Annotated in this window: 29 protein-coding genes; 12 read left to right on the forward strand and 17 right to left on the reverse strand. The window is 71.3% G+C overall.

Annotated elements, in window-relative coordinates:
• Positions 1-32: 32 nt before the first annotated feature.
• The 16 genes from E6U81_RS41740 to E6U81_RS19755 form a co-directional block, all read right to left on the reverse strand.
• On the reverse strand, positions 33-710 hold the full coding sequence (locus tag E6U81_RS41740) for a WhiB family transcriptional regulator (RefSeq protein WP_136231408.1): 678 nt from the start codon (positions 708-710) through the stop codon (positions 33-35).
• A complete protein-coding gene (locus tag E6U81_RS19690; protein WP_136231409.1) occupies positions 707-958 on the reverse strand; it encodes a WhiB family transcriptional regulator in 252 nt (83 codons plus the stop codon). The genes E6U81_RS41740 and E6U81_RS19690 overlap by 4 nt, the downstream gene beginning before the upstream one ends.
• Complete coding sequence (locus tag E6U81_RS19695) at positions 955-1,581, reverse strand: hypothetical protein (RefSeq protein WP_240803910.1); 627 nt, start codon at positions 1,579-1,581, stop codon at positions 955-957. Before E6U81_RS19695 ends, E6U81_RS19690 begins: the two co-directional genes overlap by 4 nt.
• A complete protein-coding gene (locus E6U81_RS19700) occupies positions 1,578-2,150 on the reverse strand; it encodes a hypothetical protein (RefSeq protein ID WP_136231410.1) in 573 nt (190 codons plus the stop codon). The genes E6U81_RS19695 and E6U81_RS19700 overlap by 4 nt, the downstream gene beginning before the upstream one ends.
• Positions 2,150-2,902, reverse strand: a complete 753-nt coding sequence (locus tag E6U81_RS19705; protein ID WP_136231411.1) for an exonuclease domain-containing protein — start codon at positions 2,900-2,902, stop codon at positions 2,150-2,152. The genes E6U81_RS19700 and E6U81_RS19705 overlap by 1 nt, the downstream gene beginning before the upstream one ends.
• The gene (locus tag E6U81_RS19710) at positions 2,899-3,666 is read right to left on the reverse strand and encodes an ERF family protein (protein WP_136231412.1); all 768 of its coding nucleotides are present in this window, start codon (positions 3,664-3,666) and stop codon (positions 2,899-2,901) included. Before E6U81_RS19710 ends, E6U81_RS19705 begins: the two co-directional genes overlap by 4 nt.
• On the reverse strand, positions 3,666-4,706 hold the full coding sequence (locus E6U81_RS19715) for a lambda-exonuclease family protein (protein ID WP_240803911.1): 1,041 nt from the start codon (positions 4,704-4,706) through the stop codon (positions 3,666-3,668). Before E6U81_RS19715 ends, E6U81_RS19710 begins: the two co-directional genes overlap by 1 nt.
• Complete coding sequence (locus tag E6U81_RS19720; protein ID WP_136231413.1) at positions 4,703-5,206, reverse strand: hypothetical protein; 504 nt, start codon at positions 5,204-5,206, stop codon at positions 4,703-4,705. Before E6U81_RS19720 ends, E6U81_RS19715 begins: the two co-directional genes overlap by 4 nt.
• Positions 5,203-5,451: a hypothetical protein gene (locus tag E6U81_RS19725; RefSeq protein ID WP_136231414.1), complete on the reverse strand. Its 249-nt coding sequence runs from the start codon at positions 5,449-5,451 to the stop codon at positions 5,203-5,205. Before E6U81_RS19725 ends, E6U81_RS19720 begins: the two co-directional genes overlap by 4 nt.
• On the reverse strand, positions 5,448-5,789 hold the full coding sequence (locus E6U81_RS19730; protein ID WP_136231415.1) for a hypothetical protein: 342 nt from the start codon (positions 5,787-5,789) through the stop codon (positions 5,448-5,450). Before E6U81_RS19730 ends, E6U81_RS19725 begins: the two co-directional genes overlap by 4 nt.
• Positions 5,782-6,687 carry a hypothetical protein gene (locus E6U81_RS19735; RefSeq protein ID WP_136231416.1) on the reverse strand — a complete coding sequence of 302 codons (906 nt, stop codon included), beginning with the start codon at positions 6,685-6,687 and terminating at the stop codon, positions 5,782-5,784. The genes E6U81_RS19730 and E6U81_RS19735 overlap by 8 nt, the downstream gene beginning before the upstream one ends.
• Positions 6,684-6,941, reverse strand: coding sequence for a hypothetical protein (locus tag E6U81_RS19740; RefSeq protein WP_136231417.1), 258 nt, complete (start codon positions 6,939-6,941; stop codon positions 6,684-6,686). Before E6U81_RS19740 ends, E6U81_RS19735 begins: the two co-directional genes overlap by 4 nt.
• An 81-nt stretch (positions 6,942-7,022) precedes the next feature.
• Positions 7,023-7,199, reverse strand: a complete 177-nt coding sequence (locus E6U81_RS39930) for a hypothetical protein (RefSeq protein WP_168714681.1) — start codon at positions 7,197-7,199, stop codon at positions 7,023-7,025.
• On the reverse strand, positions 7,196-7,411 hold the full coding sequence (locus tag E6U81_RS19745) for a helix-turn-helix transcriptional regulator (RefSeq protein ID WP_136231418.1): 216 nt from the start codon (positions 7,409-7,411) through the stop codon (positions 7,196-7,198). Before E6U81_RS19745 ends, E6U81_RS39930 begins: the two co-directional genes overlap by 4 nt.
• A gap of 540 nt (positions 7,412-7,951) precedes the next feature.
• Positions 7,952-8,581, reverse strand: a complete 630-nt coding sequence (locus E6U81_RS19750; RefSeq protein WP_136231419.1) for a hypothetical protein — start codon at positions 8,579-8,581, stop codon at positions 7,952-7,954.
• A 52-nt stretch (positions 8,582-8,633) separates the two neighbouring features.
• Positions 8,634-10,193: a recombinase family protein gene (locus E6U81_RS19755; protein ID WP_136231420.1), complete on the reverse strand. Its 1,560-nt coding sequence runs from the start codon at positions 10,191-10,193 to the stop codon at positions 8,634-8,636.
• Positions 10,194-10,215: 22 nt separating this feature from the next.
• Here E6U81_RS19755 and E6U81_RS19760 point away from each other — a divergent pair, with 22 nt between their 5' ends.
• The 7 genes from E6U81_RS19760 (at position 10,216) to E6U81_RS19790 (ending at position 16,861) form a co-directional block, all read left to right on the forward strand.
• Complete coding sequence (locus tag E6U81_RS19760; protein WP_136231421.1) at positions 10,216-11,187, forward strand: LLM class flavin-dependent oxidoreductase; 972 nt, start codon at positions 10,216-10,218, stop codon at positions 11,185-11,187.
• Positions 11,187-12,233 (forward strand): alpha/beta hydrolase, encoded by a 1,047-nt coding sequence (locus E6U81_RS19765; protein ID WP_136231422.1) that lies wholly within the window; start codon positions 11,187-11,189, stop codon positions 12,231-12,233. The genes E6U81_RS19760 and E6U81_RS19765 overlap by 1 nt, the downstream gene beginning before the upstream one ends.
• Before the next feature lie 81 nt (positions 12,234-12,314).
• Complete coding sequence (locus E6U81_RS19770) at positions 12,315-13,721, forward strand: DUF6421 family protein (protein WP_136231423.1); 1,407 nt, start codon at positions 12,315-12,317, stop codon at positions 13,719-13,721.
• A gap of 26 nt (positions 13,722-13,747) precedes the next feature.
• Positions 13,748-14,509, forward strand: coding sequence for an SDR family NAD(P)-dependent oxidoreductase (locus E6U81_RS19775; protein ID WP_136231424.1), 762 nt, complete (start codon positions 13,748-13,750; stop codon positions 14,507-14,509).
• A complete protein-coding gene (locus tag E6U81_RS19780) occupies positions 14,506-15,567 on the forward strand; it encodes a low specificity L-threonine aldolase (RefSeq protein WP_206309972.1) in 1,062 nt (353 codons plus the stop codon). The genes E6U81_RS19775 and E6U81_RS19780 overlap by 4 nt, the downstream gene beginning before the upstream one ends.
• Before the next feature lie 89 nt (positions 15,568-15,656).
• Entirely contained in the window at positions 15,657-16,256 is a 600-nt protein-coding gene (locus E6U81_RS19785; RefSeq protein ID WP_136231426.1) for a transglutaminase-like domain-containing protein, read from the forward strand.
• Between the two features lie 242 nt (positions 16,257-16,498).
• On the forward strand, positions 16,499-16,861 hold the full coding sequence (locus tag E6U81_RS19790) for a hypothetical protein (protein ID WP_136231427.1): 363 nt from the start codon (positions 16,499-16,501) through the stop codon (positions 16,859-16,861).
• Between the two features lie 55 nt (positions 16,862-16,916).
• Here E6U81_RS19790 and E6U81_RS19795 read toward each other — a convergent pair whose 3' ends face one another.
• The gene (locus E6U81_RS19795; RefSeq protein ID WP_030657609.1) at positions 16,917-17,639 is read right to left on the reverse strand and encodes a lysophospholipid acyltransferase family protein; all 723 of its coding nucleotides are present in this window, start codon (positions 17,637-17,639) and stop codon (positions 16,917-16,919) included.
• Between the two features lie 195 nt (positions 17,640-17,834).
• Here E6U81_RS19795 and E6U81_RS19800 point away from each other — a divergent pair, with 195 nt between their 5' ends.
• The 5 genes from E6U81_RS19800 to E6U81_RS19820 all read left to right on the forward strand — a co-directional run.
• A complete protein-coding gene (locus tag E6U81_RS19800; protein WP_136231428.1) occupies positions 17,835-18,251 on the forward strand; it encodes a thioredoxin family protein in 417 nt (138 codons plus the stop codon).
• 289 nt (positions 18,252-18,540) lie between these two features.
• Positions 18,541-19,080, forward strand: a complete 540-nt coding sequence (locus E6U81_RS19805) for a flavin reductase family protein (protein WP_136231429.1) — start codon at positions 18,541-18,543, stop codon at positions 19,078-19,080.
• A 200-nt stretch (positions 19,081-19,280) separates the two neighbouring features.
• Positions 19,281-20,069 (forward strand): electron transfer flavoprotein subunit beta/FixA family protein, encoded by a 789-nt coding sequence (locus E6U81_RS19810; RefSeq protein WP_136231430.1) that lies wholly within the window; start codon positions 19,281-19,283, stop codon positions 20,067-20,069.
• Between the two features lie 60 nt (positions 20,070-20,129).
• Positions 20,130-21,092, forward strand: a complete 963-nt coding sequence (locus E6U81_RS19815) for an electron transfer flavoprotein subunit alpha/FixB family protein (protein ID WP_136231431.1) — start codon at positions 20,130-20,132, stop codon at positions 21,090-21,092.
• A 182-nt stretch (positions 21,093-21,274) separates the two neighbouring features.
• On the forward strand, positions 21,275-22,687 hold a 1,413-nt coding region (locus E6U81_RS19820), incomplete at its 3' end, for an HpcH/HpaI aldolase/citrate lyase family protein (RefSeq protein ID WP_240803912.1).

Raw genomic sequence — 22,687 nt, forward strand, 5'->3', positions numbered from 1 at the left:
GCTGGCGCGGACCCAGGCCGCGGCGGCGGCCTTCATGCGGCGACCCGGGAGTTGCGGATGACCCGGTCGGCGAGGTGCTCCCACGCGATGCACTCGGGGAACCCGCAGGTGACCTTGACGTGACCCTCCGCCTCACGGCCGTAGCCGAGGAGGAACGCCAGGTGGGTTACGCGGTAGTACTGCTTCTGAACCTTGATCTGCGGGCGCTTCCCGCCGCCCGCCGACTCCCAGACGACATGGCCTCCGTCGACGGAGCGGGCGTGCGCCTCGAACGCGCTCTGCGGCGTGGCCCGCTGCCAGAAGACCGGCAGGCCGAGCGCCTCGCGGCGCCGGTGGATGGAGCTGTCGGGGATCCCGGTCGCCTTGGAGATCTGGGCGTCCGACATGGTGCCGGAGCGGAGCAGCACGTCGGCTTCGGCGTAGTCGTGCGGGTCGGCGGGCGTCATCTTCGAGGCGGGCGCGCCGGCGGCCAGGGCCCGTTCGCGGGGGCTCATGCCGCCGCGGGTCCCGTACCGCTCCCACTGGCTGACGGCGCCTTCCTCGGCGAGGGCTGCGGTGAGGCACTCCTGGCGGACGGGGCATTCGCGGCAGATGCGCTTGGCCTCGATGTCGTCGCGCCGGTCCTTGCTGGGGAAGAACAGGTCTGCCTGGCCGATGCAGGAGGCGGACAGCCGCCAGTTGGTGCGCGGCGGGGCGATGGCGGTGGTCATGCGGCACCTCCGAGGGCGGGTGTGGTGTGGGCGGCGGCGATGCGGCGGCGTTCGCGTTCGGAGGTGCCGCCCCAGATGCCGTAGCGCTCGTTGTTGGCGAGGGCGTAGTCGAGGCACTCGGCGCGGACTTCGCAGGCGCCGCAGACCTTCTTGGCGAGGCGGACGGAGCCGCCCTTGTCGGGGTAGAACTCCTCGGGGTCGGTCTGGGCGCACAGCCCGACGGCCTGCCAGTCGAGTGAGGCGGTCATCGGGCCACCGCCTTGTCGAAGCCGGACCAGTCGCAGCCGGCCAGACCGCGGGCGTGCTTCTCGGGTACCTCGGCCAGCGGGTGCCCGAGGTGGTGCAGGCCCATGGCGAGGAGGACGTAGGCGTCGGCCTCGTCGAACTGGCAGGCGCCCTCGGTGTGGATGCCGTACCGCTCCTTCACCGCGGCCCGCACCATCGCCTTCAGCGCCGGGCCCTTGACCCGCAGCCCGTCGGGGTCCTTGTGGACCGTGGTGCCCGTGGCGTAGGTGATTCGCTTCGTGGGGGTGATGACGACGTACGGGATACGGCGCTTCCACAGGTCCTGCCGGACCATCCACCGCAGCCCGGCGAGCGAGTCGGCCCCGTTGTTGTTCTTGGAGTAGGCGGCGCCCTCGATGACGACGTACTGGGCGTTTCGGTAGAACGAGGCGAGCCCGTCGAGCTGGTACTGCAGGCGGGCGTGGGTGCTGCTGGCGGTGGTGCGGACGTGGTCGGTCCAGCCTTCGCCGGCGACTCCGGAGGCGCCGGTGGCGACGTCGAGGCCGATGACGAGGGGGCGGGGGTGGTTCACCGCGGCCGGGAGCCGCAGGGGCATCCCGGTCGCGGGAGTCACGGTGGTGGTCATCGCACGACGCCCTTCCGCCGGTCGATGCGCGTCTCCTGCCAGCGGGCGCCCGCGTCGACGTCGGGGTGGTCGATGCCGACGGCGTGGTCGTACCGGGCCTGGAGACCCGCGGCGTGCCGGGTCAGGCGGGCCTCGTCGGCCCGGTACCGGGCGCAGGCCCGGAGCGCGCGGTGCAGGCGGGCCTGCTGGTCCTCGTACCGGCGGCGGCCAAGCGGGCCCCGGCCGCTGTCCGTCCACGCCTGGATCAGCCGCAGGGCCTGCTCGTGCTGCTGCGGGGTGATCGCCCGGATGAACTGGTCGGCGAGGGCTTCACGGAACGTGTCGCCCATGCCGGACCCCCACAGGGACCAGTCGATGAGGGACCACAGCTCGTCGGAGTGCGCGATCGGCGCCTCGGCCGCGCGGGCGGCCTCGGGCTCCTGCTGGTCCCGGTCTCGCAGGAGCTTCTCCGCGTGCCGGGCCGAAGCCGCGTAGCCGCGGGCGTCCTCAAGGGCGTCGTCCCGTTCCTGGGTGCGGACGCGGAGCGCCCGTTTCAGGTCGGTGATCTCTCGTGTCTTGCTGCCGAACATCAGGCTTCTCCGTCCTGCTGGTGAGGGATCGGGATCAGGGGCCAGGAGCCGTCGATGACCTTGTTCGGGTCACCGCCCTGCTCCGGCGTCGCCTTCGTGCGGAACCACTGCTGCAACCCGGCCTGCTGGTCGGCCCGCCACCGCTTCTGCTGCGTGAACAGCGAGGCGGGCGAGTGGTCGCCGAGGAGCGGGAACTTCGCGAACTGGGCCTCGGTGATGAGGAGCGCGGCGAGCGCGTCGGCTTCGGCGCTGTGCCAGTCGGTCAGCTCGACGCCGTACCGCTCGGCGGTGGGCTTCAGCTTCCGCTGGCCCTGGCCCTTGACGTATCGGTCGAACTGCTTGTCGATGACGTGGGGGTCCAGCAGCGGCGGGATGGTGCCTTCGGGGAGCCGCTCGCCGAGGGTCGGCAGGCGGTGGCGTTCCATGTCGCGGGCCAGGACGGTCCAGTCGAAGCTGAGGTTGAACGCGATCACCGGCATGCCGTAGGCGAGGGCCTTGGCGAGGATGTCGGCGATGTCGTCGAGGGCGTCGGCCGGCGCGGCTCCGGTGGCTGCCTTCGCGTCGTCGATGCCGTGGATTTCGGTGGCCTCGGCGGGGATCGGGATGCCGGGGTTGATGAGCCAGGACATGACCTTGTCGGGGCGGCCGCCGCCGTGGGCGACGAGCGCCGCGGTGACGATGCGGTCCTGGAGCGGGTCAGGGCCGGTGGTCTCGGTGTCGAACGCGATCTTGCGGACGTCGGCGAAGCTCACTGGCCACCCCCCGCGGCGCGCTCCTTGCCGATGCGGACGACCATCTCGCCGACGCGCTCCTCGTCACCGACCTCGTTGGTGACGAGGGCACCCAACTGCCGGGTGCTGTTCAGCTCGTGATGGATCTGCCGCAGACGGCCCGCGCTGGTACGCGGGTCGCAGATCTCATCCAGGTACGAAACCGCGGGCCGGACGGGGTTCTCCGCCCGCTCGAAGTGCACGGCGTCCGCGTCACGGTCCTCCGTCGGGACCAGCCCGTTGTTGATCAGTAGCGTGCGCAGGGCGATCGACTGGGCCTTCGGAGTGGACCGCCCGCCAGAGTCGGACGCTTCCCCGGCCGCCTGCGACTCGAAGTACGAGCCGTCCGGCCCGTAGATGCGGAAGGTGACCAGGGCGGTGCACTCCCGCATCTTGCTTCCGCCGCTGGTGGTGATGTCCCGGTACTCGGTTTCCACCCGGTGCTGGATGACGAGGACACCGTGCTTGCGGCAGGCCGGGCCGAAGGAGTTCAGCGCGGTCTCGATGCCGCGGAAGTTGAACTTTCCGGCACGGCCGCCGTCGAACTGTTCGTTCTTCCCGATGGCGCGGACCGTGCCCATGACCCGGGACCACGCGGTGACGGCGCTGGTGGTCGGCGCGGCGTCCTTGGTGAGGTCGCCGATGTCCGGCTCGGTCAGGTTCGGAGCCTCCCTGAAGTCCGTGGCCGGCGCCTGCTCGGCCGCCGTGCGGCCAGCCGCGGCGGCTGCGTTCTCTGCCAGTCCCATCAGGCAATCCCCTTGTACGTCGGTGCGATGGCGATGCGCTCGGTCGGGTTCGGGGCGACGCACGCGGCGTACGCCTCCGGCCAGCGCTCGGAGAGGAGCTCCAGGTCGACCTTCGGGGCCGCGTTGGAGGGCTCCAGGGAGTAGGCGCGCTCGCCGCCGATCAGCGCGGCCTGCGCCGTGTCGAGAGCGGCGATGAGACGGGCCTTCGCCACGGCCTTCGCCTTCTTCGCGGCGGCCTCGGCGCGCTGCTGGAGCCCGTACTCGTACAGGGCGTCCAGCGCGTCCGGGTGCCGGTCCACGTCGACCGACCCGGAGCGGGCCGGGTGGAGCCGGCGGAACATCTGGGCCAGGGCCTCGCCGTCACCGGTGACCGGCGGCGGAACCTGGGCCTGCACGTGCTCGGACCAGAACCGGTCGACCGCCGTGGTGATGTCGGCGATGACGGTGGTGTACTGGTCGGCGCGGACGGTGCCCTGGTGGTACTCGTTGCCGCCGATCAGCACGGCGAAGTGCATGTGCCGGTAGCCGCAGACGGCGATCTGCCACAGGATCTGCGCGAGGACGTCGTCCGGTGCGCCGGCGTGCCACTGGCTGCTCTTGAACGCCGAGCGCGTCTTGACCTCCAGCGCGCAGACGTCCTGCTCGTCATCGTCGAGTGGGCACTTCATGACGCGCCGGTCGAGGGTGGTCATCCAGTGCGGATGGTCCTGGTGGGCGACGAGGCCGACGCGGCGGACGTTGCTGCGGTTCTGCATGGCCCACCGGCGGGCGACGGGCTCTTCGTTGACGGTGCCCCAGTAGGCGGCCTCTCCGGCGTCGTCGACGTCGTGGCCGAGCTTGTCGAGGTAGACCTTCAGCGGGGGCTTGCGGTCGATGAGGCCGAGGATGCCGGGGACGTCGGAGGACCCGATGCCGGAGCGGCGGGCGGTGAGCCAGTCGGCGCGGTCGGCGTCGGCGGGGAGGATGAGGCGGCCGGTGGGGGTGACGCGCCGCCCGGCGGCCGGGGCGGTGGTCGCCCCGGCCATCGAGGTGTCGGTCACCGGCCACCGTCCTCTGCGAGGAGCAGCCGGACGCCGTACCGGCCGCCGTCGAGCTGCTGCCATCGACTACCGGGCGCCGTCACGTACTTGTAGGAAGAGAGCAGCAGCTCGCTCGCAGCCTCAGGGGACCATGCCGGACCCGAGCGAAGCTGGGCGAGTGCGACCGGGACGCGGCCGGGCTCGTGGGGGTCACGCCGGATCGCGATCAGGTACCCGTACTCGACGGGGCTGGCTACCGCTGTGAACCGGTCCGCCGGGGTGGGCTCGCCGCCGGTCGTGCCGGTGCCCTTCCCCTCCTCCTCGGCCATCCGCCGCAGCATCCGGGCCGCCCACGAAGCGCCGCACTTCACTTCCTCGGGGAACGGCGCCTTGCCGGAGTCCACCGCGTCGGCGGCTTCGATCAGGACTTCGGCGCGGTGCTCGTCGATCAGGTGCTGTCGGACCTGGGCGTGCGCGACACCCCGGGTCAGCTCGGCGTACAGGTTGTCGGCGGCGGTCATCGGCCGTCCTCCGCTCGGATCAGTCGGTACACGCGGCCGTTGTCCGGACCGAGCCGCTCCAACAGCCCGGAGGCGGCCAGCGCCTCCAGCACCTGCCGGACCAGCAACCGGCACGACGTCGCCCCGTGCGCCTGGCAGTACGCCAGCACCTCGCCGGTGCCCAGGTGCCGGTACGGCTGCTCGGTGAACAGGGCACGGACCGCGCGGCGGACGGCCGGGGTGGCCGCCTCCATGCGGGCGCTCACGCCGCATCCCGCCGCGCCGGAATGTGCTGCCTAGCCGCCTTCAGCAGCGACGCAGCCAGCCGGCGCACCTGCGGGCCGTACACCGGGACCCGAGAGGACGCGCGCTCCACCAGCTGCTGCTCCAATTCCTCCCGGTCCAGCCGGTCGGCCGCGCCCGTCGACGGGGCGGCGACCTCGTGGAGGAGGTCCCACAGGGTGGTGTCGTCGCCTTCGAGGAGCGCGTCGAGGACGTCTCCGACGACGAGCCGGGTGAGCGCGGTGAGGTCGAGTTGGGCGCCGCCGGGGATGGTGCGGACGTGGACGGGGATCGGCCCGTCGACGGGCTTCGGGTCAGGCATGGGGGTACTCCGGGAGGTCGTGGCCGAGCCGGTAGTCGGTGCGGAGCGGGGAGTCGTGCGGGTCCTCTCGCGAGGCCAACTGCTCGGTCGCGTGCTCGCGGATCCCGTCGGCCATCAGGTCGAGGAAGTTCACCGAGTCGTCGTCCCGGCCGGTGTCCTCCAGCAGGCGGGCCGCGTCCTTGTAGTGGTCAGCGCGGACGAGCTCCCGCGTAGCGATGAGCGGAGCGTCCGGCCGGACGGCGCCGCGGGAGAGCTTGTCCGCCGTCCGTGCCACGGCCTCGGCCTTCGCCCGCTTCTCCGCGTTCGATGTGCCGTACTCGCCGGCCTTCTTGCCGAGCCACGCGATGATCTGCGCGTCCCGACCGGCGACGATGGCGCCGCGCTCGGCCTCCAGCTCGGCGATCCGGTCCCGGCCCACCCGCAGCGCCTCCGCCGCGTCGGACAAGGCCTCGTTCGTGACGTGCCGCTCCGACTCCAACTCGGCGATCCGCGTCCGCAGCCGGGCCAGCTCGGACGGCGCGTCGCGGACCCACTCCTTGGACGCCAGCGCGTCGAGGACCAGGGGGTTTCCGTCGAAGTCAACGCCGGTGATCCGCATCGCGGTCCCCGTGTTCCACGGGTTCGACTCAAGCTCGTGTGGGTACGGGCCGACCTCGATGAACCGTGCGTGGTTGCCCCAGACGCGGTCACCGGGGGTCAGGTCTTCGGTCCGTACGCGGGCGGTCTGCGTCTCCAGCTGGGCGATCCGGTCACGCAGCCGCACCAACTCGGCGGCCGTCTCCGGGGACATGTGCCGGCCCGCCGCGTCGACCGCGATGGCGATCCCCATCGGCGTCCGGTCCTGCTCCTGCGCCCGAAGGATCAAGTCCGCGAGCGAGTTCAGCGCCTTCGTGTTCACGCCGCACGCTCCACCCGGGTCAGCGGGGCACCGAACGCCTCGACCAGGTCGGACTCGGCCGCCCACACCCAGCGCGGGCACGTCGCCGGGTCGGACTCGGCCGGGATGAGCAGACGCCCGCCGGCGTCGTTCGTCCCGACGACCTGGAAGACCCGGCCCGTCGGGGCCGCGTACAGCTCGGGCGCCGGGGCGGGGGTGGGGTTCGTGATGCCGCTCTGGCCGGGGAGGCTGTTGGCGGTAGGGTTGTTGTTCATGGTGTTCCTCGATCTCTTCGGGTTGTGAGGAATGCCGGGGTCGCTCAGGCCGGGAAGTCGGAGCGACCCCTTTTGCGTGGCTCAGGCGGCGGCCGGCGCGGAGTCCGCGGTCGGCGTGCGGCGCTTGGCCGGGTTGGTGAGGATCGGCCGCAGTGCGGCGATCAGTTCGGGCGGCATCGGCGGCGCGGCCTCGGCCTCGCGGCGGACGTGCTCGACGACGGCGGGCCCGAGGAGCGCGAGGCGCTCGGCGCGGGTCACGCGGCGACCTCTTCGACGAGGTCCTTCTGCGTGAGCCCGTAGCTGTCGCGGAGCTTCATGATCGTGGCGAGCCCCGGGGTGGAGTGGCCGCGCAGCATGCGGGAGACGGCCGATTCCGAGATACCGGTGCGCTTGGCGATGTCGGTGCCGCGCTCGTCGCCGGCCTCGCGGGCGGCGTCGCGCAGTCGGTCGATGCGCAGTCGGTAGGGCATTGGGTTACACCCCCTTCCTTGCGGAGGAGCCAGACTTTCTGTCTCGCTCGCTAGAAAGGTAGCGCTGTTTCTGTCTTGCGCGCAAGCAAGAAGTTGTGAAGGCGGTGTGTTTTCTCGAATCGAATACGCGTGCGACTTTCTGTGTTACGGTGCACGCATGCCTGAAAAGGGCCCTGACCTGCATCCTTGCGCGCGCGCCAGATAGCTGCATGTTGCTCGCGGGCGAGATACCGTGCCCCCATGCGGAGTGAATCGGTTCGGGCGCGGTTCGGCAGGCTCGTGTCAGAGGCGGCCCAACGGGCGGGCTACGACCTCAACAGGCGCGGCACAAAGGCAGACCTGGCGCGCGAGATGGGCATGACAGAGACAGCTGTCGGGCGGATGCTTTCCGGCCAGACACTGCCCGACCCATGGGCGTACGAACGCATCGCCAAGGCCGTTGGCCTTGAGCTGCGCGACCTCCTCATCGAGTCAGGGATTGCTTCCCCTGAGTCACTGTCAACCCCCTCCCAAACAGGGGTAACAGGGGTAGGCTCGGATTCAATCACTCTCGACGAAGCGGCAAATGCCCTTGGCCTTTCCGACCCCTTGGCGCGCGAGATGCTCCGGGCGGCGGTCGAGCGGCAGCAGCGATTTCAGGACGAGCGCGACGCCGACGACGGCGGGGGTGCAGCAGCCCAGGGATAGGCGGGGGTACGGATGCACGACACAGCCACACGCGCCAAGCTCGGAGCCCTCGCGGCCGGCCTCGTGATGCTCATCGCAGCCGGGATCGTCGCCTACGGCATCGTAGAAGACCACATCGCGTCCTCCATCGGTGGCGGCCTCGCCGGCCTTACCTCCGCCGCGCTCCTCATCCTCGCGAAGGTGCGGCTCTGGACCACCGACACCAGCGCCGAACGCGCAGCCCTCGCTGCGGCCCGCCGCGACACCGCCGACGAGCACGCCCGATACCTGGCAGCCCAGGGCGCCCAAATCGCGGAGCACGACCGCCGTATGCGCGACCTCGAAGCAGAGCGCGCGGCGCTGCACTCCCAGCTCCGCACCGAACGGGTCCGGCTGCACCAGGAAGTCGACGATGAGCGCGCCAGCATCAAGATTCAGGCCTACCTCGTCGGACTCGACCACGGCCGCCGCGGCGTCGTCGATACCGCTCCCCACCAGCAGCACGAGGGCCGGGTCGTTCCTTTCCCCGGCCCCGCCAGCCCCACCCGCGAGCGGGCTACAGCTCACCCGGCAGACGCTGCTCAGGCAGCTCCGGCAGCGCGCGACCGCGAGGTCGGCCGCCCATAAAGCCCGGCTGCCCGTACCACGACATCGTGATCCGCCCCGGCTCCAGAGTCCGGGCCCCCTTGTGGGACGCGGCGTGCAGGCGCACCGTCACGCACAGCCGGACCACGGCCCGCTGTTGCTGCAAGTCGTAACGCCCCCACAGCACCTCAGGGTCATCCGACTCCAGCAGATCCATCAGGACCGCCGGAACCACCCGCGGACGGGACGCCGCCTTCGCCGTGGCGATCAGCGGCGTGAGGCGTGCTTCCAACGCCGACAGGCCCGCGATCGACAGCGTCGGCACACCGTCCCGGTCGAACGTCGCCGCAGCCTCATGGGCCTCCTCCAACTGCCGCTCCAGCGCCTGCAGCCGGGCCCGCGCCGCCGACACCTCACCCCCGTCGTCGTTGGCCTTCCGGAACACGTCCCGGTTCTCGTCCCGGGACAGGTATGCGAGGAGCCCCTCTTCGACATACGCGTTCATCCGCGGCTCGCTGATCGTCACGTGCGCCCGCTCGCTGCACTTCAGCGACGGGTACGTCCGGTTCACGTAGCCGCGCAGCACAGGCTCGCTGTTCGTCGCCTGCAACTCCGGGTGCCCGCCGCACAGCCCGATCCCGGACAGCAGGTGCACCGGCGTCAGGTCCGTAGCCCAGGCCCGACCCTCCATCGACAGGATCGCCTGCACCGCCTCGTACCGCTCCGGCGTGACGAGCGCCGGCCACGTGCCCTGCCGGTAGTCCTGACCCTGGAACTTGCGACGCCCCATGTACTGCGGGTTCGTCAGGAGCGTGCGGACGTGCCAGTCCTGCCACGGCTTGCCCTTCTGGGTCAGGTGGCCGCCCTCGTTCAGGTCCCGGGCGATCGACCGCAAGGACTTCCCGGACTCGGCCTCCTCCCAGATCCTGCGGACGAGGGGGCCCTGGACGGGGTGCTCGTACTGCTCGATCAGGTCGCCGCTGTCGGGGTCGTAGCGCCGCTTGTAGCCATCCGGGACCGGCCCCCACGGCTTCCCCGCTTCGGCTGCCTGGCGGGCGGTGCGCAGGTTCCGGTCCCGGATGTCCTCGGCTTCGCTCTCGGCTTGCACCGCGTCCTGCGCGGTGGCCTTGCGGTCCGCAGACTTCGAGAGGTCGTAGACCTGGCCCTTGTAGTACAGCAGGACCCCGGCGTCGTGGCAGGCGCTCCGCAGCCGGACGTAGGCCTCCAGGTCGCGGTAGTAGCGGGAGGCCTCGAAGGCCACGACGATGCGGTACCGGCCGGCCCGGATGCCGTCGAGCATTGCCTCGAATTCGTCGCGGGCGACGCGCGCGTGGCGGCTGGCGGAGATGCCGATGTCTTTGAATTCGTCGACGACGGGCCAGCCGAACCGGGCGCACAGTTCGCGGCCTTCCTTCAACTGGGCCGTGACGCTGCGGCCCTTCTTTTTAGGGTCGCGGCTGGCGCGGCAGTACAGGCAGGCGGTGAAGGGGCCTTTGTGGACTGCGTGCAGGTACTCGGGGTCGATCGGCATAGCTCAGAGTACCCAACTTGGTATGCGCAATAGAATGTTTGCGCCGGAGATCTTCCTGACCTGGGTCGCGGCCAGGACGCACACCATACGCATCGGGCACGGGGTGGTGTGCATGCCCTTCAACTTCAACCACCCGGTGCGGGTCGCCGAGCGGGCCGCGATGCTCGACCTGCTCTCCGGCGGCCGCCTCGACCTCGGTGCCGGGCGCGGAGGCACGGAACAGGAGACCTCGCTGTGCGGGGTGGACAAGGAGCGGACCGCGGCGGAGGTCGAGGAGGCCCTGCGGATCATCGGCCGGGCGTGGCAGGAGGAGGAGCTGGAGTACCACGGCGAACTGGTCGACATCGATCCGCACCCCATCCTGCCGAGGCCCCGGCAGACCCCGCACCCGCCGTTGTTCCTGGCGTGCAGCCGCGGCGAGACGCTGGTCCAAGCGGCCGAGCTGGGCATCGGAGCGCTGGTGATGGGCTTCGCCGGGCCCGCGTCGATCGCGCAGATGAGGTCCGTCTACGACGCCGCGATCGCCGGGCGGGACGGGAGCCGCTTCGTGTCCACGGTGGTGAACGACCACTTCTCCGTGCTCTGCCCGACCATCGTGCTCGACGACGGCGAACGGGCGCGGCGGATCGGCATCCGGGGCCAGCGCTTCTTCGCCCAGTCCATCGGGCACTGGTACGGCGGCGCGGGCGTCCCCGACGAGGCCGTCGTCGCGGGCGCCGACGAGGCGGGGGAGATGCGCAGGGCCGCCGAGCAGGTGGTGGCGCGGCTGCACGAGCTGGACATCCCGGTCCGGCCGACCTCGACGGCCACCTTCAACGCCGACCACGCCTACGGGACGGCCGACGACGCCATCGCCTACGTGGAGCGGCTCCGGGAGGCCGGGGCCGACGAGATCATGTGCCTGATCCAGATGGGCACGGTGGAGCAGGAAGCCTGCATGGAGACCCTGCGCCAGTGGGGCGATAAGGTCATCCCGCACTTCCGGAGCCTGTGATGGCCGAGCTCCCGGAGCTGCCCGCGCCCGCCGCGCCCGCCGCACGCTCCGCGACCGCCCGGGACCGACTCGACCCGGCCGCACTGCGCTGCGTCGACGCCCTCGCCGCCGCGTTCCCGGACCTCGGCCGCACCGTCACCCGGGCCGACGAGGCCCGGCGGATCCTGGCGGCGGCGCCGCGTCCGGCCGCAGACCCGCCGCACGTCGGCGCCACCCGGGACCGGACCGTCCCCGGTCCGCCCGGGGCCCCGCCCGTACCCGTGCGGATCTACCTGCCCGACCCCGGGCGCCGGCCGGGGCCCCGTCCGACGGTCGTCTTCTGCCACGGCGGCGGGTGGGTCCTGTGCGACCTGGACACCCACGACACCACCGCCCGCCACCTGGTGCGCGCGGCCGGCGCCGCCGTGGTCTCGGTGGACTACCGGCGGGCACCCGAGCACCGTTTCCCGGCGGCCGCGGAGGACGCCCACGCCGCGCTGTGCTGGGCCGGCGACCACCTGGACGAGCTGGGCGGCGATCCGGACGCCCTGGTCGTGGCCGGGGACAGCTCGGGCGGCAATCTGGCGGCCGCCTCGCTGCTGCTCGCCCGCGAGCGCGGCGGGCCGGCGGTCGCACTCCAGGCGCTGGCGTATCCCGCGCTGGACGCCGCCCAGGACCGGGCGTCGTACCGGACCGCCGCCGAGGGCTGCTTCCTGACCGCCGCGCACATGCGCTGGTTCTGGGAGCAGTACCTGGGCCCCGGCGGCGACGGCCGTCACCCGCTGGCCTCCCCCCTGCGCGCGGACCTCACCGGTATGCCGCCCGCCCACCTGGTGGTCGCCGGGTGCGATCCGCTGCGGGACGACGGCCGCGCGTACCACCGCCGGCTGACGCGGGCCGGGATCCGGTCGGCTCTGGACAGCCACCCCGGCATGTTCCACGGCTTCCTGGGACTGGCCGGGGTACTGCCACAGGCAAGTGAAGCCATGGCGCGACTGGGCGGAGCTATCAGTTCCACCCTGAAGAACGGGAAGACTTTCGGTGAAGCAGGGGGTGACGCAGGATAATTTCCCGAATCGCCTCTTGAGTAGGAGAGCCTCGCACGCATACGCTGTGCGGACGTGAGGTTCTCCTGTGGAGGAAGTGACATGACGGAAACTCTTGTGCCGGGCGTCGGCGGTGCCGTGATATCCGCTGGGGCGCGGGTGGTAGACCACCCTGCGTGGCCCGAGCTCAAGGCCGCCGTGGAGGAGATCCGCCCCTGGCAGGCCGCCGACGGTTCCATCGACTTCGAGGCGGAGGGCGCCCACGCCCGCGCCACCGTCCTGGCCGCGGTCGAGCGCGTGATCGGCGCCGTCGAGACGCTGTCCCCGCTGCTCCCGCACGCCACCGCGTACCACCGGGCGCTCATCGCCGACCTGCGCAAGTGGGCCGCGGACGACTTCCGCGTGCCGGACTTCCTCGACTCGCTGATGGCCTTCCACCCGGCCGCCGAGCGCGCCGACGGCCTGCAGCACCTGGTCGTCTTCCCGATGTACACGCAGAACGGCAACCCCGACCGCAACCTCGAGGCCGTCGTGCTGAAGATGGTGTGGCCCGAGTGGCTCTCCGAGCTGGAGCGCACCCGCTACGACAACCCCCTCTTCCTCGGCATCACCTTCGAGGACTTCACCCCCGGCTACGACACGCACTCCGCCGTGCTGTTCCCGGAGACCATCGCCGTGCGCGAGGCCCCCGAGCGCTTCACCTGGGGCGGCATCTTCTGCGACCGCGAGGCCGCCCGCTACCGCAAGGTGACCGCGGCCGCCGTCGACATCCTCGGCATCGAACTGCCCGAGGACATCGCGCGCATGGTCGACGACCAGGAGCGCTGCGAGAAGGCCTTCGTCCTGTGGGACATGGTCCACGACCGCACCCACAGCCACGGCGACCTGCCGTTCGACCCCTTCATGATCAAGCAGCGACAGCCGTTCTGGATGTACGGCCTGGAGGAGCTGCGCTGCGACCTCACCGCCTTCAAGGAGGCCGTGAAGCTGGAGTCCGAGGGCAACGAGCACGGCCGTGACGTGCAGTACGCCGTCCTCTTCGACCGGATGTTCCGCTTCCCGGTCTCCGGCGACCGCAACCGCAACTACGACGGTCTCGGCGGCCAGCTGCTCTTCGCCTACCTCCACAAGCACGACGTCGTGCGCTGGACGGACAACAAGCTGAAGATCGACTGGATGCGTGCCCCGCAGGTCACCAACCAGCTCTGCGCCGACATCGAGGACCTCTACCGGGCCGGGATCGACCGCCCGAAGCTGGTCCACTGGTTCAAGGCCTACGAGCTCGTCTCGACGTACCTCGCCCCGCACCCCGGTTCCAAGTGGGCCAAGGGCGCCGACGCGCTCGACCTGACGCAGCCGCCGCGCAAGCTCGTCGACGACGTGCTTCCGGACGAGTTTCCGCTCAGCATGTTCTTTGAGGCGCTCGCCAAGAAGCTCAAGGGCACCATCGCCTCGACCAAGGGCATCACCGCTCTGAACGCCGAGCACGCCGAGCGGGTCGCCGCGTGAGCACTCGCCCACAGGAGGCTGCACAGATGAACGGCTCCGGGAACGGCAACGGAAAGCTGCACGGAGCGGTGGTGGCGGTGGCCGGGGCCGGCGGCCCCGCCGGCCGCGCCGCCCTGCTCCGCCTCGCCGAGGCGGGCGCGACCGTCGTCGCGTCCGACGCCGATCCGGCGCGGCTCGCGGAAGCCGTGGACGCGGCACGCTACGCCCACGGCGGCGCCACCATCACCGGTGACACCGTGGACCTGCTCGACCTGGACGCCACCAAGGCGTGGGCCGAGCAAACCGAGAAGGAGTTCGGGCGGATCGACGGCCTGGTCCACCTCGTCGGCGGCTGGCGCGGCAGCAAGACCTTCACCGACGTCGACCTCGCCGACTGGGCCTTCCTGGAGAAGCTCCTCATCCGCACGGTCCAGCACACCTCGCTGGCGTTCCACGACGGGCTGCTGCGCAGCGACCGCGGGCGCTACGTCCTGGTGAGCCAGTCCGGCGCGCACAAGCCGGTCGCGAACAACGCCGCGTACAACGCGGGCAAGGCGGCCGCCGAGGCCTGGACCCTCGCCATGGCGGACTCCTTCCGCAAGGCGGGGGGTGACGAGGGTCCCGGCGCAGCAGCTGCGATCCTGGTCATCAAGGCACTGGTGCACGACGCGATGCGCGCCGAGCGTCCCAATGCGAAGTTCGCGGGCTTCACCGACGTGAAGGAGCTGGCCGAGGCCATCGCCGGCGTGTGGGAGCGGCCCGCCATCGATGTGAACGGACAGCGTCTGTGGCTCACTCCGCAACCGTGAAGACCGATGCCCGCCGGCACCACGATCCGGCAGTGCGCGGCTTCGCCAGCGACAACTACGCGGGGGTCCATCCGGAGATCCTGGAGGCCCTCGCCCTCGCCAACGAAGGTCACCAGATCTCCTACGGCGAGGACGAGTACACCGAATACCTGCAGAAGATCATCCGCAGCCACTTCGGCCCGTACGCGGAGGCCTTCCCGGTCTTCAACGGCACCGGCGCGAACGTCACCGCCCTCCAGGCGATGACCGACCGCTGGGGCGCCGTGATCTGCGCCAAGAGCGCCCACATCAACGTGGACGAGGGCGGCGCGCCGGAGCGGATGGCCGGGCTCAAGCTGCTCGCCGTACCCACCCCGGACGGCAAGCTCACGCCCGAGCTGATCGACCAGGAGGCCTGGGGCTTCGAGGACGAGCACCGCGCGATGCCGCAGGTCGTCTCGATCACGCAGAACACCGAGCTCGGCACGGTCTACACGCCGGACGAGATCAAGGCCATCTGCGACCACGCCCACGGGCTCGGCATGAAGGTCCACCTCGACGGCGCCCGGATAGCCAACGCCGCGGCCTCGCTCGACGTGCCGATGCGCACCTTCACGAACACGGTCGGCGTCGACGTGCTGTCCTACGGCGGCACCAAGAACGGCATGATGTTCGGCGAGGCCATCGTCGTGCTCAACCCGGACGCGGTCCGGCAGATGAAGCACATCCGCAAGATGTCGATGCAACTCGCGTCGAAGATGCGCTTCGTGTCGGTGCAGCTGGAAGCACTGCTGGCCAAGGACCTGTGGCTGCGCAACGCCCGCCACGCCAACGACATGGCGCAGCGGCTGGCCGCCGGGGTCCGCGAGACCGACGGCGTGGAGATCCTCTACCCGGTGCAGGCGAACGCGGTGTTCGCACGGCTGCCGCACGAGGTGTCGCGGCGCCTGCAGAAGCGTTTCCGCTTCTACTTCTGGGACGAGGCCGCGGGTGACGTCCGCTGGATGTGCGGCTTCGACACCCAGGAGGAGGACGTGGACGGCTTCCTCCAGGCCCTCAAGGAGGAGCTCGCCCGCTAGCCGGTAGACCTCCCCGCATATCTGCATAGCTATGCCACTCACCGTAAATCCATTGATTGGCGGTGGGTGGCATGCCTATGCTCCGCGCCATGCAGCTGATCCGGCAGAACCCCGACGTCTTCGCATACTTGGCCTCTGACGAAGCCATCGACCACTGGCATCCCCTCGTGCAGGACACCGCGGACGCCCTCTGGTCCACCACCGGCGATGCATACTCATACGCCGCAGCCGCTTTCGAGTTCGTTCGCGACACCATCCCGCACTCGGCCGACTCGGGGGACCCGCGGGTCTCCTGGCGGGCCTCCGACGTGCTGGACACGCGCAACGGCATCTGCCATGCCAAGTCCCACGCACTGGTCGCCCTGCTGCGCGCCCAGGGGATCCCGGCCGGGCTGTGCTACCAGCGACTCGCCGACGACGACGGCGCGAACCCGCTCGTCCACGGGCTGATCGCCCTGCGCCTGCCCGGCGGAGACCGCTGGAGCCGGCTCGACCCGCGCGGGAACAGGCCCGGGGTGGACGCGCGGTTCGATCTCGCCGAGGAGCGCCTGGCGTTCCCCGTCCGCCCGGAACTGGGCGAGGCCGACTACCCCGGGCTGTACGCGGCCCCGCATCCGGCCGTCCTCGCGGCCCTCCGCGAATCCGCCGACCGCCAGGATCTGTGGCGGAGGCTCCCGACCGAGCTCTAGTGCTGTGGCCGGGGCGTCCCGGCGGTGTGCCTCAGCCCTGCGCCTGCCGGAGAAGGGCGATCTGCCTGCGAGGGCCAGTGGGGCCTCATCCGTCATCAGGGGTTCCGCCTGGTGGGAACGTGTGCCTGCGCGACGACGGCTGTCAAGCCACGGGATGCAGGGGCGTGACGGGCGGCGAGGGGCGGGGCGTACTGGAGGTACTGCAGAGGTCCGTCCCGCTCTCTCGTCGGAGGAGAACCGTCATGACCCACCCCTTTCGAACGCGCCGCCTGGCCCTGTTCGCGGCCACGAGCGCCCTGGCCGCCGGAGCCGTGCTGGTGCCGACGACCGCATTCGCCGCCGCCCCGGCCGCCCCGCACGCGGTCCTGGCGGACGGCGGAGGCGGTGACCGGAGCGATGACTCCACCCTGATGCGGACCTCGCCCAGCGGTGACGGCCGCATCAAGATCAGCCCCGACAGGGCCGGGTCCGGCAAGCACCGGCCGGGCAAGGGCGGTTCCGACGGCGGGGTGCACGTTCCGAAGAACCCGGAGTGGCAGTGCATCGCCGCCCCCTGCGGCCCGCCCGGCACCACGACCGACGACGGCCGGACCCGTCACGGCTGAGCAGTGGCTCCGCTCCCTCGCGGGGCGGAGCCGCACCAGGCTGCGGGAAGGGGGCTCAGCCCGCTTCGCGCACCTGGGCCGCGGTCGGGGCCGTACCGCCCAGGTGGGCCGGCAGCCACCAGGAGTCCTCGGTGCCCCGCGGCTTCTCCGGGTAGGCGCGCTGGGCCGCGTCCAGCAGCTCCTGCACGCGCTCGCGCAGTCGCCGCGTGATCGCCCCGGCGTACTGGTCGGTGGGAGCCTCGATCGGCTCGCCCACCCGCATCGTCACCGGGATGTGGCTGCGCTTGAGGTTCTTCGGGCGGCCCTTGGTCCACAGCCGCTGCGTGCCCCACAGCGCCACCGGGATCAGCGGGACGCCGGCCTCCTGCGCCATGCGGGCCGCACCCGACTTGAAGCTCTTCAGGGTGAAGGACTGGGAGATCGTCGCCTCGGGGAAGACGCCGATGATCTCACCGGAACGCAGCGACTCCAGCGCGTGCTGGTACGCCGTCTCACCCTGCTTGCGGTCCACCGGGATGTGCTTCATCGCGCGCATCAGCGGGCCGGACACCTTGTGCCGGAACACCGACTCCTTCGCCATGAAGCGCACCAGGCGCTTCTGCGGCCGCGCCGTCAGGCCGGCGAAGATGAAGTCGAGGTATCCGATGTGGTTCGACACCAGGACCGCACCGCCCTTGCGGGGGATGTTCTCGGTGCCCTTCATGTCGATGCGGATGTCGAGCGCGCGGAACAGGCCGTGCGCGGCGCCGATCACCGGAGGGTAGACGAGCTCAGCCATGGGGAGACCCGCTTTCTGCCTGGGGAGGTGCTCCCGGCCGGAAGTTACGGAAGCGTAGGTACGCGACCATTGGGGATGGTGCCCCAAACGAGGGCCGCTGGCCAGTCCAGACGCCCGTGCCCGGGGAGATTCTCGTCACGCCGGGAATGCCGTGGGCCCGCCCGGTGTCCATCCACGTACGAGCGTACGACGATCATGTGCGTAGACGAAGGCGGCGGTGTGACGGGAGTGCGGGTGCTCGGACGGCAGGACGGGCCGGACGGCGGGCGGGGCGACGGGTCCGGCGACCGGACCGGCGGCGGGCCGGCACGCCTGGGCGCCGCGGAACTGGGTGCGCAGCCGGGGCGCCGGGCGACCCTGGTGCAGTTCTCCAGCGCCTTCTGCCAGCCCTGCCGGGCCACCCGGCGGATCCTCGCCGAGGTCGCGGGCATGGTCGACGGCGTCGCACACGTCGAGATCGACGCCGAGGAGCGGCTCGACCTGGTGCGGGCCCTGGGGATCGAGAAGACGCCGACCGTGCTCGTGCTGGACGCCGCGGGCCGCATCGTGCGGCGGGCGGCCGGCATGCCGCGCAAGGCCGACGTGATAGCCGCGCTCGGCGCCGCCGTATGACGAGGGGTGCAGCCGTCGGCGGGAGCGTGCCCCGTCCCCGGCCCGGGGGACCGGACGCGCCGGTGCGCACGCCCGCACAGCGCGTGACGCGCCTGACATCTGCCCGATCCCGCTTGACTGGGTCCACGGGAGATCGCCAGGCTGACGGTATGCGGTATGAACTCCTGCTCTACGGACGGTTCCATGTGGACCTCGTCCGCCACGCGAGCGCGCGCTGTCCGGATCACTGAACGTCCCGTCCCTGATCCCGACTGTGCCCGCGTGTCCTGCGGCAGAAGGCAGAACCCTGATGAGTGCTCCGACGGCCCCGACGGTCCCGACGGCCGCTTCCCCTCTTTCCGGCGCCGGAAAGCCCGGCTCGCCCGACCTCCTGCGCTCCGTCTTCCGGCAGCACGCCGCCGGAGTCGCCGTGATCACCGCCCAGGACGGCGGCCGGCCGGTGGGTTTCACCGCCACCTCGCTGAACTCCGTCTCCGCCGATCCGCCGCTGCTGTCCTTCACGATCGGCACCGGGGCCTCCAGCTGGCCCGCGGTGCGCGACAGCGAGTACCTCGGCGTCCACATACTCGGCGAGCACCAACGGGAGCTGGCGGGCCTCTTCGCGCGGAGCGGAGCCGACCGTTTCGGGCCGGACACCGGCTGGGCCGTCGGCCCGCACGGGGTTCCGGTGCTGGACGGCGTACTGGCGTGGCTGGTCTGCCGGGTGGTGGCGAGGGTGCCCGCCGGGGAGCACCGTGTGATCATCGCTCAGGCGGTCGTGGGGGATCCGGCCGGAGAAGGCCGTCCGCTGCTGTACCACCAGGGGCGCTTCAACGCGCTGCGCGACTGAATCGTCCCTGCTGGGACGGGCCGGGCGGCGTTGGGCAGATCACAGTTCGCCGACCTTGCGACTTGGTGGGACCCACGGTGTACTGACGAGTAACATTCCCTTCGGGGCGCGGGCCGCCCCGATCGGGATCCGCCCGACAAGGCGCCTATGCTGCCTGCATAAGGCGGTACACGAAAAGACGATGCGGTAGGAGAGCCGGCGTGAGCCTGAGGATCGTTGTCTGTGTGAAGTACGTGCCCGACGCCACTGGCGACCGGCAGTTCACCGAGGACTTGACCGTCAACCGTGACGACGTCGACGGCCTGCTGTCGGAGCTCGACGAGTACGCCGTCGAGCAGGCGCTGCAGATCTCCGAGAACTCGGACGACGACGTCGAGATCACCGTTCTGACGATCGGCCCCGAGGACGCCAAGGACGCGCTGCGCAAGGCGCTGTCGATGGGCGCCGACAAGGCCGTCCACGTCGAGGACGACGACCTGCACGGCACGGACGTCATGGGCACCTCGCTGGTGCTCGCCAAGGCCATCGAGAAGGCCGGCTACGACCTGGTCATCACGGGCATGGCGTCGACCGACGGCACCATGGGCGTCCTCCCGGCGATCCTGGCCGAGCGCCTGGGCGTCCCGCAGGTCACCCTGCTCTCCGAGGTCAAGGTCGAGGACGGCACCGTGACCGGCCGCCGTGACGGCGACACCGCGAGCGAGCAGCTGGAGGCCTCCCTCCCCGCGCTCGTCTCGGTGACGGACCAGTCGGGCGAGGCCCGCTACCCGTCCTTCAAGGGCATCATGGCCGCGAAGAAGAAGCCGGTCGAGTCCTGGGACCTCGAGGACCTGGAGATCGAGGCCGACGAGGTCGGTCTGGAAGGCTCCTGGACCGCGGTCGACTCCGCGGCGCAGCGCCCGGCCCGCACCGCCGGCACGATCGTCAAGGACGAGGGCGAGGGCGGCAAGCAGCTGGCCGAGTTCCTGGCCGGCCAGAAGTTCATCTAAGAGCTTCGGTCATCCCCCTCAAAGCCCCCAGACACTTCGCAATAGCAGGAGAGCAGTCCCATGGCTGAAGTTCTCGTCTACGTCGACCACGTGGACGGCGCCGTCCGCAAGCCCACCCTCGAGCTGCTGACGCTGGCCCGCCGCATCGGCGAGCCCGTCGCCGTCGCCCTGGGCGCCGGTGCCGACGCCACCGCCGCGGTGCTCGCCGAGCACGGCGCGGTCAAGGTCCTCACCGCCGACGCCCCCGAGTTCGCCGAGTACCTCGTCGTACCGAAGGTGGACGCGCTGCAGGCCGCCTACGACGCCGTCTCCCCGGCGGCCGTGCTCGTCCCGTCCTCCGCCGAGGGCAAGGAGATCGCCGCGCGCCTGGCCGTGCGCATCGGCTCCGGCATCATCACCGACGCCGTCGACCTGGAGGCGGGTGACGAGGGTCCGGTCGCGACGCAGTCCGCCTTCGCCGCGTCGTTCACCACCAAGTCCCGCGTCTCCAAGGGCACCCCGGTCATCACCGTCAAGCCGAACTCGGCCCCGGTCGAGGCCGCTCCGGCCGCCGGCGCCGTCGAGGCGCTCGCCGTCACCTTCGGCGCGCTGGCCACCGGTACCAAGGTCACCGGCCGCACCCCGCGCGAGTCGACCGGCCGTCCCGAGCTGACCGAGGCCGCGATCGTGGTCTCCGGCGGCCGTGGCGTCAACGGTGCCGAGAACTTCGGCATCATCGAGGCCCTCGCGGACTCCCTCGGTGCGGCCGTCGGCGCCTCGCGCGCCGCCGTCGACGCCGGCTGGTACCCGCACACCAACCAGGTCGGCCAGACCGGCAAGTCGGTCTCCCCGCAGCTCTACATCGCCTCCGGCATCTCGGGCGCGATCCAGCACCGGGCCGGCATGCAGACCTCGAAGACCATCGTGGCCATCAACAAGGACTCCGAGGCCCCGATCTTCGACCTCGTCGACTACGGCGTGGTCGGCGACCTCTTCGCGGTCGTCCCGCAGCTGACCGACGAGATCAAGGCGCGCAAGGGCTGACCGCCTGACCTGCGCTTCTCTTCGTAGTACCGCTTCCTCGGGGCCGTGTGGTGATTCTCACCGCGCGGCCCCGAGTCGTTTGCCCCGGGCGGCCGAGGGACCATTGACGGAGCGGAACCGCGTGACTAAATTCTGCTATGCGGATCTAAGCTTCCGTGAAGCGGAAAAGAGGAGAGTGCACGATGGGTCAGCAGGAGAAGGTGGCGACGAGCCTCGCAGGCGCGGTCAGCGAGGGCATCAGCGCCTCCCTCGCGCCGGTGGACGCGGAGCTCGCGCGCCACTACCCGGGCGACCCCGGCACCCGGCAGCCCATCCACACGGTCTACGTGCCCGGTGACGTCTTCGCCGCCGACACCCTCCGCTCCTGGGGCGACCAGGCCCTGGCCGCGCTCGACCGGCACGCCCCGGACGCCGCCACCTTCGCCAAGGTCCTCGGGATCTCCGACGAACTGGCCGTACCGGTCTACGACCGCGTCCGCGCCAAGCTCCTGCGCGAGCCCGTCGAGGACCTCCGCGTCGACTTCGAGGACGGCTTCGGCGTCCGCTCCGACGAGGAGGAGGACCAGGCCGCCGCGCGCGCCGCCCGCCTCGTCTCGGAAGCCTTCTCCAACGGCACCAACGCGCCGTACATGGGCATCCGCATGAAGTGCATGGAGTCCAACGTCCGCGACCGCGGCATCCGCACCACGGACATCTTCCTCTCCGGTCTGCTGGAGCACGGCGGCCTCCCCGAGGGCCTCGTCCTGACGCTCCCGAAGGTCACCTACGCCGAGCAGGTCAGCGCCTTCGTCAAGCTGCTGGAGGCCTTCGAGACCACCCGCGGCCTGCGCCCGGGCCGGATCGGCTTCGAGATCCAGATCGAGACCAGCCAGTCCATCCTGGCCTCCGACGGCACCGCCACCGTCGCCCGGATGATCGAGGCCTCCAAGGGCCGCGCCACCGGCCTGCACTACGGCACCTTCGACTACAGCGCCTGCGTCGGCGTGTCCGCCGCGTACCAGGCCAGCGACCACCCCGCCGCCGACCACGCGAAGGCGATCATGCAGGTCGCGGCCGCCGGCACCGGCGTACGCGTCTCCGACGGCTCCACCAATGTGCTGCCGATCGGCACCACCGAGAAGGTCCACGAGGGCTGGAAGCTCCACTACGGCCTGACCCGCCGTGCCCTGGCCCGCGCCTACTACCAGGGCTGGGACATGCACCCGGCGCACCTGCCCACCCGCTACGCGGCCGTCTTCACCTTCTACCGCGAGGGCCTCGAGGCCGCCGCCGCGCGCCTGAAGGCGTACGTCGCCAAGATCGAGGGCGATGTGATGGACGAGCCCGCGACCGCCAAGGCCCTGGCCGGGTACCTGGTCCGCGGCCTCGACTGCGGCGCCGTGGGCGCCGACGAGGTCACCGCGCTGACCGGCCTGACCCGCGCCGAGCTCGACGCCTTCGCCATCCCGCGCCGTTCGGCCACCCTCACGGCCACCGGCGTGCCCGGACGGCCCGAGGGCCGTCCGGTACGGGTCAGCCCGTCGGCGGGAGTTCGCCCGAGCCGCGGGGGACGAGGCGGGTGGGCAGTTCGGTGCGGGTCGGGGGGAGATGGGCGC

Origin of the sequence: Streptomyces sp. A0592 (assembly GCF_004795115.1) — a bacterium.
GTDB lineage: Bacteria > Actinomycetota > Actinomycetes > Streptomycetales > Streptomycetaceae > Streptomyces > Streptomyces erythrochromogenes.